Source organism: Stenotrophomonas maltophilia (assembly GCF_001676385.1).
Lineage (GTDB): Bacteria > Pseudomonadota > Gammaproteobacteria > Xanthomonadales > Xanthomonadaceae > Stenotrophomonas > Stenotrophomonas maltophilia_J.
In genome coordinates, this window is sequence record NZ_LYVJ01000005.1 from 211,574 (window position 1) to 226,431 (window position 14,858).

Annotated in this window: 14 protein-coding genes; 6 read left to right on the forward strand and 8 right to left on the reverse strand. The window is 67.7% G+C overall.

From position 1 onward, the window contains the following. Positions 1-166: 166 nt before the first annotated feature. The 3 genes from A9K58_RS08290 (at position 167) to glpK (ending at position 4,113) form a co-directional block, all read left to right on the forward strand. A complete protein-coding gene (locus A9K58_RS08290; RefSeq protein ID WP_065198917.1) occupies positions 167-802 on the forward strand; it encodes an OmpW/AlkL family protein in 636 nt (211 codons plus the stop codon). A 186-nt stretch (positions 803-988) separates the two neighbouring features. Beyond that, positions 989-2,476: a glycerol-3-phosphate dehydrogenase gene (gene glpD / locus A9K58_RS08295; RefSeq protein ID WP_065198918.1), complete on the forward strand. Its 1,488-nt coding sequence runs from the start codon at positions 989-991 to the stop codon at positions 2,474-2,476. Positions 2,477-2,613: 137 nt separating this feature from the next. Beyond that, the gene (glpK, locus tag A9K58_RS08300) at positions 2,614-4,113 is read left to right on the forward strand and encodes a glycerol kinase GlpK (protein WP_065198919.1); all 1,500 of its coding nucleotides are present in this window, start codon (positions 2,614-2,616) and stop codon (positions 4,111-4,113) included. Between the two features lie 56 nt (positions 4,114-4,169). Here the strand turns inward: glpK and A9K58_RS08305 are convergent, their stop codons facing one another. Next, positions 4,170-4,964, reverse strand: a complete 795-nt coding sequence (locus A9K58_RS08305; protein WP_065198920.1) for a MetQ/NlpA family ABC transporter substrate-binding protein — start codon at positions 4,962-4,964, stop codon at positions 4,170-4,172. A 26-nt stretch (positions 4,965-4,990) separates the two neighbouring features. Beyond that, positions 4,991-5,962: a helix-turn-helix transcriptional regulator gene (locus tag A9K58_RS08310; protein ID WP_065198921.1), complete on the reverse strand. Its 972-nt coding sequence runs from the start codon at positions 5,960-5,962 to the stop codon at positions 4,991-4,993. An 80-nt stretch (positions 5,963-6,042) separates the two neighbouring features. On the opposite strand from A9K58_RS08310, the gene A9K58_RS08315 reads away from it, so the two are divergent. Further along, positions 6,043-6,645 carry a LolA-like protein gene (locus A9K58_RS08315; protein WP_065198922.1) on the forward strand — a complete coding sequence of 201 codons (603 nt, stop codon included), beginning with the start codon at positions 6,043-6,045 and terminating at the stop codon, positions 6,643-6,645. A 106-nt stretch (positions 6,646-6,751) separates the two neighbouring features. Further along, positions 6,752-7,528, forward strand: coding sequence for a DUF481 domain-containing protein (locus A9K58_RS08320; RefSeq protein ID WP_065198923.1), 777 nt, complete (start codon positions 6,752-6,754; stop codon positions 7,526-7,528). A gap of 137 nt (positions 7,529-7,665) precedes the next feature. Here A9K58_RS08320 and hemC read toward each other — a convergent pair whose 3' ends face one another. From hemC to A9K58_RS19700, 6 genes are all read right to left on the reverse strand, one after another. Then, on the reverse strand, positions 7,666-8,577 hold the full coding sequence (gene hemC, locus A9K58_RS08325) for a hydroxymethylbilane synthase (RefSeq protein ID WP_065198924.1): 912 nt from the start codon (positions 8,575-8,577) through the stop codon (positions 7,666-7,668). Between the two features lie 562 nt (positions 8,578-9,139). Beyond that, positions 9,140-9,871 (reverse strand): LytR/AlgR family response regulator transcription factor, encoded by a 732-nt coding sequence (locus A9K58_RS08335; RefSeq protein WP_065199024.1) that lies wholly within the window; start codon positions 9,869-9,871, stop codon positions 9,140-9,142. 10 nt (positions 9,872-9,881) lie between these two features. Then, complete coding sequence (locus A9K58_RS08340; protein ID WP_065198926.1) at positions 9,882-10,925, reverse strand: sensor histidine kinase; 1,044 nt, start codon at positions 10,923-10,925, stop codon at positions 9,882-9,884. A gap of 3 nt (positions 10,926-10,928) precedes the next feature. Further along, a complete protein-coding gene (locus A9K58_RS08345; protein ID WP_081284005.1) occupies positions 10,929-11,588 on the reverse strand; it encodes an alpha/beta hydrolase in 660 nt (219 codons plus the stop codon). Between the two features lie 56 nt (positions 11,589-11,644). Beyond that, positions 11,645-13,570 (reverse strand): glucans biosynthesis glucosyltransferase MdoH, encoded by a 1,926-nt coding sequence (mdoH, locus tag A9K58_RS08350; protein ID WP_065198928.1) that lies wholly within the window; start codon positions 13,568-13,570, stop codon positions 11,645-11,647. A gap of 448 nt (positions 13,571-14,018) precedes the next feature. Next, positions 14,019-14,189 carry a hypothetical protein gene (locus tag A9K58_RS19700; protein ID WP_196769174.1) on the reverse strand — a complete coding sequence of 57 codons (171 nt, stop codon included), beginning with the start codon at positions 14,187-14,189 and terminating at the stop codon, positions 14,019-14,021. Positions 14,190-14,401: 212 nt separating this feature from the next. On the opposite strand from A9K58_RS19700, the gene A9K58_RS08355 reads away from it, so the two are divergent. Beyond that, positions 14,402-14,788, forward strand: a complete 387-nt coding sequence (locus A9K58_RS08355; protein WP_065198929.1) for a DUF2628 domain-containing protein — start codon at positions 14,402-14,404, stop codon at positions 14,786-14,788. Positions 14,789-14,858: the final 70 nt, after the last annotated feature.

Here is a 14,858-nt window from a genome sequence, read left to right on the forward strand (position 1 = left end):
GTCAGCGGGGGCCGAAAACCCCATGAATACAGGCATTTCGCACCGGTCGCTGAACGAAGGAAACTATTTTTTAACGTGCGTCGGATTCGATTCATGTTGGGGCGACTACGGTGTGCTCGCCCCGCAACCGGGGGCCCAAAACAAGAAACATCTAGGAGATACCCCCATGCGCTCCATCCGTATCCTGAGTCTCGCCCTGCTGACCTCCGCCGCCTTCGCGCCGGCCGCTTTCGCCCAGGACAGCAGCAGCACCGACACCGCGTCGGGCAAGCATTTTGCCGTGGTTGGCGGCATCTCGCTGCTGGAACCGAAGAACGACCCGATCACCGGCGTGAAGAAGACCGATGGCGGCCCGGCGCCGACCGTCAGCTTCAGCTACTACATCAACGACAACTGGGCCGTTGAGCTGTGGGGCGCCGCCGACAAGTTCGAGAACAAGTTCAAGGGCCCGAACAATGCCCGCCTGGGCTCGGTCGAGCAGCAGCCGGTCGCGCTGAGTGGCCAGTACCACTTCGGCCAGGCTGACAACGTGTTCCGTCCGTTCGTGGGCGTCGGTTACTACCAGTCGAGCTTCAGCAACGAGAAGCTGGGCAACGGCACCGACAGCGACATCCGCTTCAAGGATGCCAAGGGCGTGATCGGCACCGTCGGCGTTGACATGAACATCAATTCGACCTGGTTCGCCCGTGCTGACGCCCGCTACATGCGCTCGCGCCCGGACATCAAGGTCGGCGGCGAGAAGATCGGCGAAGCCAAGATGGATCCGTGGACCGTCGGCTTCGGCATCGGCGCCCGCTTCTGATCCAGGCAGTACCGCTTCAGTGATGCAATGCGACGGGCCCTTCGGGGCCCGTCGTCGTTTCCGTCACCATCGTTCTGTAGAGTCGAGCCCATGCTCGACGCCTTTCGCAGAGTCGAGCCATGCTCGACTATCGGGAAAGCAGCCGAGCATGGGCTCGGCCCTACACAAACAGGGTGCGAAGGCGCGATGGAGGAAGTCGACCTGCTGGTGATCGGTGGCGGCATCAACGGCGCCGGCATCGCCCGTGACGCTGCAGGTCGCGGCCTGCGGGTGCTGCTGTGCGAACAGCACGACCTCGCCGCCCACACCTCCGGTGCCAGCAGCAAACTGGTCCACGGCGGCCTGCGCTACCTGGAGCAGGGCGAGTTCGGACTGGTGCGAAAGGCGCTGGGCGAACGCGAGGTGGTGCGCCGGCAGGCCCCCTATATGGTCCATCCGCTGCGCTTCGTCCTGCCCTGGGAGCCGCACCTGCGACCGCGCTGGATGCTGCGCGCGGGACTGTGGCTGTACGACCACCTGGGCCGCCGCAGCCCGGCCTTCCCCGCGTCGCGCGCGCTGGACCTGCAGCGCGATCCGCTGGGGCGCTGGCTGTCCTCCTCGTTGCGGCAGGCCTTCAGCTACGCCGACGCGCAGGTCGATGACGCACGGCTGGTACTGCTCAATGCCCTCGATGCCGCGCAGCGAGGCGCACAGGTGCGGGTGCGCAGCCGCTGCATCGCCCTGCACCCCGTGCAGGGCCGATGGCGGGCGGTACTGGAAGCCGCCGACGGCCAGCAGCAGCACGTGACTGCGCGCGCCGTTGCCAATGCAGCCGGCCCATGGGCCGGCGGACTGCTGGAACGGATGCAGGTGCGCAGCGCTGGCCCCGCCCTGCGCCTGGTCCAGGGCAGCCACATCGTGCTGCGCCGGCACTGGCCTGATGACCGCGCCTGCCTGCTGCAGCAGCCCGATGGGCGCGTGGTGTTCCTGCTGCCGTTCGCCGGCGACCACCTGCTGGTCGGCACGACCGACACCGACTATCGCGGTGACCCGGCGCGGTGCAGCGTGCTGCCTTCCGAGGTGAGCTACCTGTGCGAAGCGGCCAATCGCTACCTGCGTGATCCCATCGCACCGGAAGAAGTGGTCTGGCAGTTCGCCGGCGTGCGCCCGCTGCTGGCCGACCCCGACCCGCGCGCGGCACAGCTCAGCCGCGATTACCGCCTGCAGCTGCAGGAGCAGCCAGCACCGGCGCTGCATGTGCTGGGCGGCAAGCTGACCACTTACCGGGTACTGGCCGAAGAGGCGCTGGACCTGCTGCGTCCCGCCCTGCCGAAGATGGGCCCGGCGTGGACCGCAGGCGCAGACCCGCTGCCGGGCAGCGACTGGGGCGACGCGGCGCAGGCGCACGCCCGCCTGCGGGCACTGGCACCGTGGTTGCCCGCGCAGATCGCACGGCGCTGGGCGGGGGCCTACGGCAGTCGCAGCGCGGACCTGCTGCACGGCGTGCAGGGCATGGGCGATCTTGGCGAGGATTTTGGTGGTGGCCTGCACGCGCGGGAAGCGGCTTTCCTGCGCGACCACGAATGGGCCCTGGATGCCGAGGACGTGCTGTGGCGACGGAGCAAGCTAGGGTTGCGGCTGGATGCGGCGCAGGTGGCCAGGCTGCAGGCGTGGATGAGGCAACCCACCTGGTAGAGCCGAGCCACGCTCGGCTGCGTTGTGCAGAAACAGCCGGGCATGGCCCGACGGTTCCCGCGTACAGCAGCCGAGCATGGCTCGCCTCTACAGAAACCTGAGGTAAGTTACCCTGACCGCCCAACCGGAGACGCCGCATGACGCCCCGCTACGTGCTGGCCATCGACCAGGGCACCACCAGCTCGCGCGCGATCCTGTTCGACCGCGCCGGCGAGGTGGTCGGCAGCGCGCAACGCGAGTTCGCGCAGCTCTTCCCGCAGCCCGGCTGGGTCGAGCATGACCCGCGCGAAATCCTCACCAGCGTCTATGCGACGCTGACCGAACTGCTCAGCCGCGAACAGATCGACCCGCGCCATATCGCCGCACTGGGCATCACCAACCAGCGCGAAACCACCGTGGTCTGGGACCGCGCCACCGGCCAGCCGATCCACAACGCGATCGTCTGGCAGTCGCGGCAGAGCCATGCCCTCTGCGAGCGGTTGAAGTCCGAAGGGCATGAAGCACTGATCCGCGAACGGACCGGCCTGCTGATCGATGCCTATTTCTCCGCGACCAAGGTGCGCTGGATCCTCGACCACGTGGAAGGCGCGCAGCAGCGCGCCGAGCGGGGCGAGCTGCTGTTCGGCACCATCGACAGCTGGCTGGTGTGGAACCTCAGCGGTGGCCAGGCCCATGTGACCGACTACAGCAACGCCGCGCGCACCCTGCTCTTCAACATCCACACGCTGGACTGGGACGACGACCTGCTGGCCCTGCTCGATATCCCGCGCGCGATGCTGCCGCAGGTGCGCGACTCCAGCGCCGTGTATGCACATACCCGGCCGCAGTTCTTCTTCGATCACCCGATCCCGATCGCCGGCATCGCCGGCGACCAGCAGGCGGCGCTGTTCGGCCAGGCCTGCTTCCAGCCGGGCATGGTCAAGAACACCTATGGCACCGGCTGCTTCATGCTGATGCACACCGGTGCGCAGGCCGTGCGGTCGCGCAACGGCCTGCTCACCACCATCGCCTGGGGCCTGGACGGGCGCGTGGAATACGCGCTTGAAGGCTCGATCTTCATCGCTGGCTCGGTGGTGCAGTGGCTGCGCGACGGGCTGCGCATGATCGAACGCGCCAGTGACAGCCAGGCACTGGCCGCGCAGGTACCCGACAGTGGCGGTGCCTACCTGGTGCCGGCATTTGTCGGCCTCGGTGCGCCCTATTGGCGCAGTGATGTGCGTGGCGCGATGTTCGGCCTGACCCGTGGCACCGGCAAGGCGCACTTCGTGCGCGCAGCGCTGGAAGCGATGGCCTACCAGACCCGTGACGTGCTTGATGCGATGCAGTCCGATGCCGGCATTGCGCTGACCGAACTGCGCGCCGACGGTGGCGCGATCGGCAACGACTTCCTGGCGGGTTTCCAGGCCGACATCCTCGGCGTGCCGTTGCTGCGGCCGCGGCTGACCGAAACCACTGCGCTGGGCGCGGCCTGCCTGGCCGGCCTGGCGGTGGGATTCTGGACCAGCCGCGAACAGATCGCCGCACAGTGGGGCCTGGACCGGCGCTTCGAGCCGCGGATGGACGCCGCCCGGCGCGAGAAGCTGTATGCCGGGTGGCAGCAGGCAGTGGCCGCCACCCTCGCCTTCCACGTCGATTGAGGCGGTGTCGACCAAGGTCGACACCCACCACAGGCATCGTCAGGGGATCAGCGCGGTCAGAACGCCGGCAGCACCGCGCCCTTGTATTTGGTCTCGATGAACGCCTTCACCTGCGGGCTGGTCAGGGCCTTGGCCAGCTTCTGCACGCGGGCGTCGTCCTTGTTGTCCGGGCGCGCGACCAGGAAGTTCACGTACGGCGAATCCCTGCTCTCGATCGCCAGCGCATCCTGGGTCGGGTTGAGTCCGGCATCCAGTGCGTAGTTGGTGTTGATCAGCGCCAGGTCGACCTGGTCCAGCACGCGCGGCAGCATGGCCGAGTCCAGCTCGCGGAACTTCAGTTTCTTCGGGTTGGCGACGATGTCGCGCTGGGTCGACAGCGCATTGGCCGGGTCCTTCAACTCGATCACGCCGGCCTTGTGCAGCAGGATCAGCGCGCGGCTGTTGTTGCTCGGATCGTTCGGGATCACCACGTCGGCACCTTCACGCAGCTCGGCCAGCGCCTTGATCTTGCGCGAGTACGCACCGAACGGCTCGATGTGCACGCCGGTCACCTTCACCAGGTCGGTCTTGCGGTCGCGGTTGTAGGCATCCAGGTAGGGCTCGGTCTGGAAGTAGTTCGCGTCCACCTGCTTCTGCACCAGCTGGTCGTTGGGCTGCACGTAGTCATTGAACACGCGCACGTCCAGGTCCACGCCTTCCTGCTTCAGGAGCGGCTTGACCACGTCGAGGATCTCGGCATGCGGTACGGCCGTGGCGGCCACCACCAGCTTCTGCGAGGGCTCGCCGGACTTGCCGCAGGCGGTCAGGGCCAGCGCAGCGGCGAGCAGGGGCAGCAACAGGGTCTTCTTCATGGGGGACTGGGTTCTCGGAGGAAATGTCAGGATTTTTCGTAGTTGCTCAGCGCCAGCTCGAGCAACGCCTTGGCCTGCTCGCGCAGCATCATCGGTTCGACGATCTCGGCATCCGAGCCATAGTGCAGCACGTCCATCAGCAGTTCGCGCGAAACGCTGTACGGCACCTTCAATTCATAGCGGCCATCGGCCAGGAAGCGGCCCTGCTGCTTGGAATGCCAGTGTTCGTCGGCCACCCAGCGCGCGGCCTTGGCGCTGAACAGGATGGTCGCCCAGCCTTTCGGAGCGCCGGAGAAAATGCCGTAGCTGGCGCCCAGCTGCTCGTCCAGTTCACTGTCGGCGACGTCACGGGCAGTGCTGTCGATCACCCGTGCCCTATGGATGCGGTCGACCGCAAAGCTGCGCAGGGCCTCGCGGTCATGGTCCCAGGCATCCAGGTACCAGTTGTCGCGGTAGTGGGTCAGGCGCTGCGGCGAAACGGTACGCTTGGTCGGCTCGTCGGTGGAGCGGGCGCGGTATTCGAACGCGAGCTGGCGGCGTTCCAGCACGGCCGAGGCCACGCTGCGGAAGCTGCCTTCATCGAACTTGCGGCCGCGGTGCGGGATGACCCGCACGCGGTCCACCGGCCAGCTGGAAACACCCGCCTGCGCCGCCAGCAGGCTTTCGATGCGCTGCTGCAGGGGCGCCAGCACGGACGACAGGACGCCTCCGCCGGTCCGCGCCAGCAGGTGCTGCGAGGCCAGCAGGGCGTGCAGCTCCTCCGAGCTCAGCCATAGGCCGGGCAGTTCGAATCGGTCGCTCTCGTCGGCGTGATAGCGGAAACCTGCCTCGCCGTCACCCTCGATCGGTGCCATCAGCGCATCGCGCAGGAAGGCCAGGTCGCGGTAGACGGTGGCGCGGGAACAACCGAGCTTGTCCTGCAGGGTCGCCACCGTCACCGGATAGCGTGCGGACTTGAGCAGACGATGCAGGGCGGTGATGCGTTCGTATCGGTCCATGCCCCCGATTATGTCCGAGTCGCGGGTCTTGTGTGGGACGTTTCGGCTATCGTGGGCCCCCCGCCCCCATGGAACGCCCGATGCGCCGGTTGCCTGCCCTGTCCCTGCTGGCCTGCCTGTTGCTGGCCGCCTGCGATCACACGGCCGGGCCAGCCGGCACTCCGGGCCCCGTACCGGCTGCCGATCCGGCGCAGGCGGTGCTGGACGCCAGCCAGCGCTTCGCCGCCCTGCGCAGCTTCCATGCTGAACTGGAGGTGCTGGGCGCGCCACAGCCGGTGCGCAGTGCCATGGACTTCGTCGCCCCTGACCGGTTCCGGGTGCAGACCCCCGCCGGGCCGCAGACCATCATCGGCGACACGATGTTCCTGCAGGCGGAGGGCTCGATCCGCCAGGTACCGGCCCCGCCCGGCCTGCTCGAGCAGTGGCGCAACCCATTGCCGGCCGATGCTCTGCCCGCCGGCCTGCAGGCCGAGGACCTGGGCAGCCAGACGCTGGATGGGGCCGAGACCCGCCACTACCGGCTGCGCGGTGCCCGGCCCGGCGAACGCCTGGAGTACTGGGTGGACGCCCAGGGCCTGCCGCGGCAGATCGTGCGCAGCGGCAGCAGCAATGGCCGCAGTTTCCAGCTTCGCCTGCGCTATTCGCGCTTCAACGATCCGGCATTGCGCGTCGATCTGCCCTGAACGGGCGTTCGCGGCAACGTTCGCTGAAGCGCGCATTGGATCGATTCGGACGGCCATCACGCTTCCAGTATCATCATCGGCTGTCAACCGCTTCGGAGAAGCCTCGATGTCCCCACGCGTGTCCCTGCTGGTCCCCCTGCTGCTGTGCGCACCGCTTGCGTACGCGCAGGATGCCTCCGAACTGGCGGCGATGTCCTCGCCGTGGAGCGGCAGCGGCGGCGAGCTCGGCTTCGCCTCGGCACGCGGCAACAGCAGCACCGAGAGCTTCAACGGCCGCCTGCGCCTGCGATACACCGATGGCGACTGGGTGCACAGCATGGACCTGTTCGGCCTGCGCTCCAGCTCCAAGGTGACCGAAACCAACGACGACGGCACCACCACCCGTCGCAACAACACCACCGCCAACCGCTATACCGGCAGCGCCGGCAGTGCGCTGCAGCTGGGCGAGCACCGCCAGCTGACCGCCACGCTGCGTACCGAGCGTGACGACTTCGCCACCTACGACCGCCAGAGCTCGTTCGGCCTGGGTTACGGCACCCGCCTGTGGAACACCGACCGCTTCTACTTCGACGCCCAGGTCGGTCCCGGTGTGCGCCGCACCCACAGCACCGAAGATGACCGCACCCGCACGGGGCTGATCGGCCGCGGGCTGTTCGACATGAAGTACGCGCTGACCGGCAACACCGACCTGGTCAACACGCTGCTGGTCGAATCCGGTTCGTACAACACCTTCGGCCAGAACGATTTTGGCGTCTCGGTGAGCATGAACGAGCACCTGGCGCTGAAGGCCGGCTGGCAGGCGCGTTACAACAGCGACGTCGCCGAGGACAAGCGCAAGACCGATACGCTGACCACGATGAACGTGGTCTACAAGTTCAAATAAGCAGACGGGCGCCAAGGCGCCCGTTCTTCCTTTTGTAGAGTCGAGCCATGCTCGACTGCTGTTGGCCAGCCCCGTCGAGCAGGCCAGCCTCTGCGAAAAGAGCAGTCGAGCATGGCTCGACTCTACAAATGCATCGTTCAGACGTTCAGCAGTTCGCCGGCGCCAGCATCCAGTAGCTGCCTGGCCACCTGCCGGCCCAGCGCTTCCGGATCACTTGCCGGGCCCACTGCTTCGGCACGCACCGCCCGGCCATCGCTGGCACTGCCGACCAGCCCCTGCAGGTGCAGGTCGCTACCCTGCCACTGCGCGATCGCCGCCACCGGCACGTGGCAACTGCCATGCAGCGCACGGTTCATCGCCCGCTCGGCCTCCACGCAGGCACGGGTGGCGGTGTCATCAAGGCTGGCGAACAGCGTCATCAGCCGCGCATTGCCGCCATCACACTCCACCGCCACGGCACCCTGTGCCGGCGCCGGCAGCCACTGCGGGGGCTCCAGGCGCGCGACGATGCGCTCGCCCAGGCCCAACCGCTCCAGCCCGGCTACGGCCAGCACGATGGCGTCGTAGCCGCCGTTGTCGAGCTTGGCCAGGCGGGTGTTGACGTTGCCGCGCAGATCCAGCAGTTCCAGGTCCGGGCGCAGCGCGCGCAGCTGGGCCTGGCGGCGCAGCGACGACGTACCGACCCGCGCGCCGATCGGCAGTGCATCCAGCGACGCGTACAGGTTGGAGACGAAGCCATCGGCCGGATCGTGGCGGACCAGCATTGCCGGCAGCGCGAAGGGCGCGTCCAGTTCCATCGGCACGTCCTTCAGCGAATGCACGGCGCAGTCGGCCTCCCCCCGCAGCATGGCCAGCTCCAGTTCCTTCAGGAACAGGCCCTTGCCGCCGATGGCGGCCAGCGAGCGGTCGAGCACTTCGTCGCCGCGGGTGCTCATCGGCACCAGTTCCACATGCAGGCCAGGATGGGCCTGGCGCAGGCGCTCGGCGACGTGTTCGCTCTGCCAGAGGGCGAGCGGGCTCTTGCGGGTAGCGATGCGGACGGTTTCCATGCGGTCATTATCGCGCCTTCGGCGCGGATGCGGCCAACGGCGGAGCCCCTCGTGGCTGGCGGAGGGGTCGTGAAAGCAACAGCCGCGCTTGGCCGGACGGGGTGGGGTCACGGGGGACGCCGTGAATCCGTCCGTGGAGGCTTGGCCGCGGCATCCATGCCGCGGACACCCCCGCGACCCCACCCCGCCCGGCCTCTGACAGCTTCAGTGCGCGTCAGCCACGGAAGATCAAAAGAAAAAAGCAGAAGCAAAAGCAACAGCCGACGGCTTCCGGGGTCAGATCCCTTTTCCGCAGGAAAAGGGATCTGACCCCTCTTTCCAAGCCGATAACAACAATGCTCTTGCTGTCCGATGCGTTGAAGAACGAGAGGGTTGGGCCGGGGTGGGGCGGCGGGACCGATGGCGCCATGGATGGCGCCATCGAGCTTACATGGATGTACTTGCAGCGTGTCCCGCCGCCCCACCCCGGCCCAACCCAGCACGTAGAAACAACGAGCCATGACCCGCTGTTGCTGTTGCTGTTGATTTCATAGCAGTCGCGGCCGCAGGCCGCGCGGACACCTCACAGATGCCGCAGTTCCTGCTTCAGCGTCGCCACGCAACGGCGGCTGACCTCCAGCGGTTGCTTGCCGTGTCGCAGCACCGCCTGCACCTGCCCATTGCCCCCCCGGCGCAGCTCCACCAGTTCGTGGCGCGCGACCAGGCAGTTGCGATGGATACGGATGAAGCGGCTGGCGAACTCTTCCTCCAGCGACTTCAGCGACTCCTCGATCAGGTCCTCGCCGCGCGCGTGATGCACCACCACGTACTTTTCTTCGGCCTGCAGGTAATGGATGTCGTCCAGCGGAATCAGCCGCAGGCTGCCGCGCAGGCGCGCGCACAGCATGCTGCGCGCCTGCTGCCCGCCCCCCGCGCGGGGATGGCCGTCACGACCAGCCAGGAAGGTGCGTGCACGCGCGATGGCCGCCGCCAGCCGCTCGGCACGGACCGGCTTCATCAGGTAATCGATCGCCGCTGCCTCGAAGGCCGACAGCGCATGCGCATCATAGGCGGTACAGAACACCACTGCGGGCCTTGGCTCGAAGCTGGCCAGGTGGCGGGCTGCTTCCAGGCCATCCAGCCCTGGCATCGCGATGTCCAGCAGGACCAGGTCCGGCTGCAGCGCCGCGCACGCATGCAGGGCCTGTTCACCGTTGCCAGCCTCGGCCACGACGTCCACCCCCTCCTGCGCCGCCAGCAGGCTGCGCAGGCGCTCGCGCGCCAGCGGTTCGTCATCTGCGATGACTACCCTCACGATCATCCCCTCACTGGATCGGCACTGTCACCTGGCAGGCATAGTAGCCCTCGCTCCAGCCGGCCGTCATCCGCGCGGCGCTGCCGAAGCGCCAGGACAGGCGATGACCGATGCTGTGCTGCGCATGGCCGGCTCCCCGTGCCAGCGCCGGGCCCGGTGCGCGCGGGTCGGGCGCCGGATTGCGCACGCAGATCTGCAGTTCATTGCCCTGGCGTACCAGCTGCAGTTCGATGATGCCACCTTCGGGCAGGCGCGAGATGCCATGCAGTACGGCGTTCTCCACCAGCGGCTGCAATACCAGCCTCGGCAACGGCAGGTTCCAGGGCAGCGGCTCGTCACGCTGCCAGCGCACCTGCAGGCGCTCGCCAAGGCGCAACGATTCAATCGACAGGTAGCGCTCGGCCAGCTCGCATTCGTCGCGCAGTGTCGAGTCGCCCTCGCCGGCGCCCAGTGCGGCCCGGAACAGGTCGGACAGGTCCAGTACCGCACGCTCGGCCACCGCTGGGTCGCGATGCAGCAGGCTGGCGATCAGGTTCATGCTGTTGAACAGGAAATGCGGGCGGATCCTCGCCTGCAGCGCGTCGGCCTGTGCACGCGCATTGGCCTGCATCTGCGCGGCCCAGCGATCACTCACGTAGAAATAGCGCAGGGCCAGTGCGGTGATCAGTGCGGTCGTGGCGGCGCTGCCAAGCGTGAAGCGCCAGAAGCTGATGCCACGGGTGAAGTTGTCCCCCAGCACGGCGTACAGGGCGTGCACGATGCCGGCGCAGACCACGGCGATCAGGGCCGCCAGAGTGATTGCCGCGACCGCGCCCAGCGCCTGCGGCAGCCTCGACAGTGCCTGCCGCAGCAGGCACAGGCTGGCGGTGACCGCCAGCGCCAGCCACAGCGCGAATCCGCTGGCCGACAGCAGCTCGCCCAGGGTCCAGTGGCGGCTGCCATCGGGTGCCAGGGCCAGCACCAGCACCACCAGTTCGGCCAGGCCGAGCATCGCCGCCAGCCGCGGCAGGCGGCACAGTTCCGGCATCCACGGCGGCGGGCTGGACGCAGGCATGGCTCAGGCCGCGCCCAGGCGCTGCTGCAGCCAGTCACCCAATGCCTGGATTTCTTCGGCGCAGACCTGGTGCGCCATCGGATAGCTGTGCCATTGCACATCCAGGCCGAGCGCGCGCAAAGCCTGCGCGCTGTGCGCGGCGAGCGCCTGCGGGATCACCGGGTCGCCATTGCCATGGGCCATGAACACCGGTGCCTGCACCGCGCCTTCGACGCGGTGGGCGCTGTCGGCTTCGGGCAGGTAGGTGGACAATGCAATCAGGCCGGCCAGCGGCGCAGTACGTGACAGCGCGGCGGTCAGGATGATGGCTCCGCCCTGCGAGAAACCGGCCAGGAAGATCTTCTCCGGGGCGATGCCGCGTTCGGTCTCGCGTGTGATCAGCGCGTCCAGCTGTGCGACCGATTCCTGTATGCCCGCCTTGTCGGCGCGCGATCGGAAGTCCATGCCGACAATGTCGTACCAGCCACGCATCGGCACGCCGTTGTTGATCGTGATCGGCCGCACCGGTGCGTGCGGGAACACGAAGCGCAGCGCCGGCCAGTGCGGTCGCACCAGTTCCGGCACGATCGGCGCGAAGTCGTGGCCATCGGCACCAAGGCCGTGCAGCCAGATCACCGACCACTGTGGCGAGGCGCCGGTTTCCTGTTCAACCGTTTGCAGCATGATGCGGCTCCTTCAGATTCGAGCCGCATTATGCCCATGCCGCCGACGCGCCGCGATCAGTACAGGGGGGGCTGCGCGGCGGCTTCCCGGCGCAACTGCGCGGCGCGCACCAGCACCGGCGGCGGGATGTTCTCTTCGGGAATGTCGAGCAGGCCGAGGCGGTGCAGGAAGGCACCCGGACCGCGCGACGAGGTCAGCGCCACCACCGGAATGGCCAGGACCATGCCGATCACCACCGGCGCCATCCAGGCGGCCAGCGACGGCGACACCGCCCACGCCAGTACGCCCATGAAGGCACCGAACACGCCCAGGCCGCCGTACCCCCGGATCAGTGCGATCCACGAGATGCCACCGTCGTCCCGCTGCTGAGCGTCCCAGCCCGAATCGCGGCCGGACAGCACTTCGGCCACGCCCCGCGACTGCACGTACATCACCACCGGTGCCATCAGGGCAGCCAGCACGGTTTCCACCAGCATCGACACGAACGCGCGGACCGCGCCGCCGCAGCCGCGGCGATCGACCGGGTCCAGCAGCATTGCAAGGTAACCCAGCACCTTGGGCAGCAGCAGCACCGCCATGGTGGCCCCGAACAGGCGCACTACCTGCACTTCGTCCTGGGCACGCCAGTAGACGCTGGGTGACAGGTGCAGCAGCGCGTTGAAGTCGATCCCCTCCTGGAACACCGGGATGGCGATGCCGATCAGCATCAGCATTCCCCACATCGGCGCGGTGAAGTAATGGCCGATGCCGATCAGCATGTGCATGCGGCTGATCCAGTGCAGGCCACGGCTGCCGACGATCTTGCCGTGCTGCAGGTTGCCCTGGCACCAGCGGCGGTCGCGCACCAGCAGGTCGGTCAGGGTCGGCGGGCCTTCCTCGTAGCTGCCTCCCAGGTACGGCACCATGTGCGCGGCCCAGCCGCCACGCCGCATCAGCGCCGCCTCGACGAAATCGTGGCTGAGCACGTGGCCGCCGAACGGCTTGCGTCCAGGCAGCGCCGGCAGGCCCGCGTGATCGGCGAAGGCGCGGGTGCGGATGATGGCGTTGTGGCCCCAGTAGTTGCTCTCGGCGCCATGCCACCAGGCCACGCCGCGGGCGATCACCGGCCCGTATACGCGGCCACCGAACTGCTGCATGCGGGCGAACAGGGTACGGCCACCGATCACCGACGGCAGGGTCTGGATCAGGCCGACATCGGCGTTGTGTTCCATGCCGGCCACCAGCCGCACGATGCTGTCACCGGTCATCAGGCTGTCGGCATCGAGGATCAGCATCTGCGGATAGGCACCGCCGAACCGGCGCACCCAGTCGGCGATGTTGCCGGCCTTGCGCCCGCTGTTGTCGCCACGGCGGCGGTAGAACAGCCGTGCGTGGCCCTCGGGCACGCGCTCGCGCAGTTCGGCGAACACCTGCTCTTCGGCCCGCGCGATGTCCTCGCGCCGGGTGTCGCTGAGCACGAAGAAGTCGAAACGTTCCAGCTGGCCGGTGGCGGCCACCGATTCATAGATGGCCTGCAGGCCAGCCAGCAGCCGGCGTGGATCCTCGTTGTAGGTCGGCATCAGCAGCGCGGTGCGGCTGTGCACGGTTGGCAGCGGCGTGTCCGGATCGATGCCGAGGCGATAGCCGCGATCGAACACCGCAGTGAGGAAGCCGGCCACGGCGCTGGCGAAGGACAGTGCGATCCAGGCGAACAGGCCCACGAACAGCACCAGCAGGCAGGCCTCGAGCACGCTGATGCCGCTGGCCGACAATACCCGCCACATCATCCGCGTCGCCACGGCCGTCATGGCTGCCGTGCCGCCGAGAATGTAGAGGCGGCGCAGGCCGATCATGCGTGGCGACGTACGATGCCGGCGGACCTTCAGCTTGCCTTGCCGCAGGGTCTGTTCGGGCATCTGCAGCGGCGATTCGGCCGGAAGCAACGCCCAGCCGGCGTCCAGCCGGGGCGTATCCGCGTCCACGCGGCTGGTTTGCACCTCCATCACCACCTACTCCGCGCAGCCGGCACGGCCGGCCGCTCCGGCCGGGCTGCATGCATGAAGGTTCCAGGCGCGCCTTCCCGACGCCCGCACTTGTCCTGGCTGCGCCGGCCTCGGGCCGCACAGCCGATGTCTGTCACTACCGGAACCCACACGATCTCCAACAGGCGGAATCGAAAAATGCGGCTCAGTCTAGGGCTCCGGATGTAAGCCGGGTGCGAAGGCGGGCGCCGGGATTTATCCCCATTCAGCAAACAGCAGGCGATCCGTCGGGGGCGCGGCGGGCGGCTCGCGATCGCCTCGGAACCTGGATCGTAACAAACGCAAATGCTTATCAATCAGCCGCTCGACAGATCCCGACCCACGTCTCCCGATCCGGGCAGGCCCCAAGGATCCGGGGCGGCAGAGCGGCGCGCGGGCGATGGGCCAACGCAGTCGCCGCCACTGCGGTTCACTCGCTTTCCAGCACAGCCGGTGCTGCCTTGCGGACAGCCGCCTCGCGAGCCTGGTCCATGGCGACGGCCAGCTGTTGGCGTGCGAGCAGTTGTTGCGCCTGCACCACTTCGGGTGTTGGCAGAAGCACCGGTCCCGGTGCGTTTTGCGGTGTAGCGGGTGTGGTCATGCAACCTCCGTGGACATCCCGCAACCGCACGATCCAGCTGGGGCGGCAACGGGACTGCGCACCCTATCCTAAAAATGCGCCGGATGGGTGACGGTGCGGCCCCTGGACGCACGGCAGGACAGGACACCGGCCGCGTTGCCGGCCCGGCAGGCTGGCATGGCAGACCCTGCCCCCTTATCATGAAAACGTTTTCTGATAGTCCACCCCTCTCCATGAATGCCATTGATCTTTCCCGCTTCAGCCCGAAGTGGCAGTTCCGCTTCAATTTCTTCCAGCAACACGGCGCCCCCAAGGAGCCGGGGTTCAAGCAGGCCTGGAAAGCCCTCTCCTTCGGCGACCGCCTGAAGATCAACATGAACTTCTTCGCGTTCTTCTTCGGCCCGATCTACCTGCTCATCCTGGGCATGTGGCGCAAGGCACTGTCGGTGCTGGGCATCAGCATCGCGCTGGGCGTGGTCACTGCGTTCCTGCCGGATGTCGTTGCGCGCCCGGTGTTCATCGCCCTCAGCTTCCTGGTTGCCTCTGCCACCAACTACAGCTATTACCTGGAACAGGTGAAAGGCAAGGTCAGCTGGAATCCGTTCGATGGCATGTTCTGAACGGTTGGCCGCCGGATCCGCCCCCAGCGGACCGGCAGGCATGCCACACGATGACGCCCGGCCCAGGCCG

Coding starts and splice junctions, on each gene's coding strand:
- A9K58_RS08290 (WP_065198917.1), top strand. CDS start 167: ATGCGCTCCATCCGTATCCTGAGTCTCGCCCTGCTGACCTCCGCCGCC.
- glpD (WP_065198918.1), top strand. CDS start 989: ATGGAGGAAGTCGACCTGCTGGTGATCGGTGGCGGCATCAACGGCGCC.
- glpK (WP_065198919.1), top strand. CDS start 2,614: ATGACGCCCCGCTACGTGCTGGCCATCGACCAGGGCACCACCAGCTCG.
- A9K58_RS08305 (WP_065198920.1), bottom strand. CDS start 4,964: ATGAAGAAGACCCTGTTGCTGCCCCTGCTCGCCGCTGCGCTGGCCCTG.
- A9K58_RS08310 (WP_065198921.1), bottom strand. CDS start 5,962: ATGGACCGATACGAACGCATCACCGCCCTGCATCGTCTGCTCAAGTCC.
- A9K58_RS08315 (WP_065198922.1), top strand. CDS start 6,043: ATGCGCCGGTTGCCTGCCCTGTCCCTGCTGGCCTGCCTGTTGCTGGCC.
- A9K58_RS08320 (WP_065198923.1), top strand. CDS start 6,752: ATGTCCCCACGCGTGTCCCTGCTGGTCCCCCTGCTGCTGTGCGCACCG.
- hemC (WP_065198924.1), bottom strand. CDS start 8,577: ATGGAAACCGTCCGCATCGCTACCCGCAAGAGCCCGCTCGCCCTCTGG.
- A9K58_RS08340 (WP_065198926.1), bottom strand. CDS start 10,925: ATGCCTGCGTCCAGCCCGCCGCCGTGGATGCCGGAACTGTGCCGCCTG.
- A9K58_RS08345 (WP_081284005.1), bottom strand. CDS start 11,588: ATGCTGCAAACGGTTGAACAGGAAACCGGCGCCTCGCCACAGTGGTCG.
- mdoH (WP_065198928.1), bottom strand. CDS start 13,570: ATGGAGGTGCAAACCAGCCGCGTGGACGCGGATACGCCCCGGCTGGAC.
- A9K58_RS19700 (WP_196769174.1), bottom strand. CDS start 14,189: ATGACCACACCCGCTACACCGCAAAACGCACCGGGACCGGTGCTTCTG.
- A9K58_RS08355 (WP_065198929.1), top strand. CDS start 14,402: ATGAATGCCATTGATCTTTCCCGCTTCAGCCCGAAGTGGCAGTTCCGC.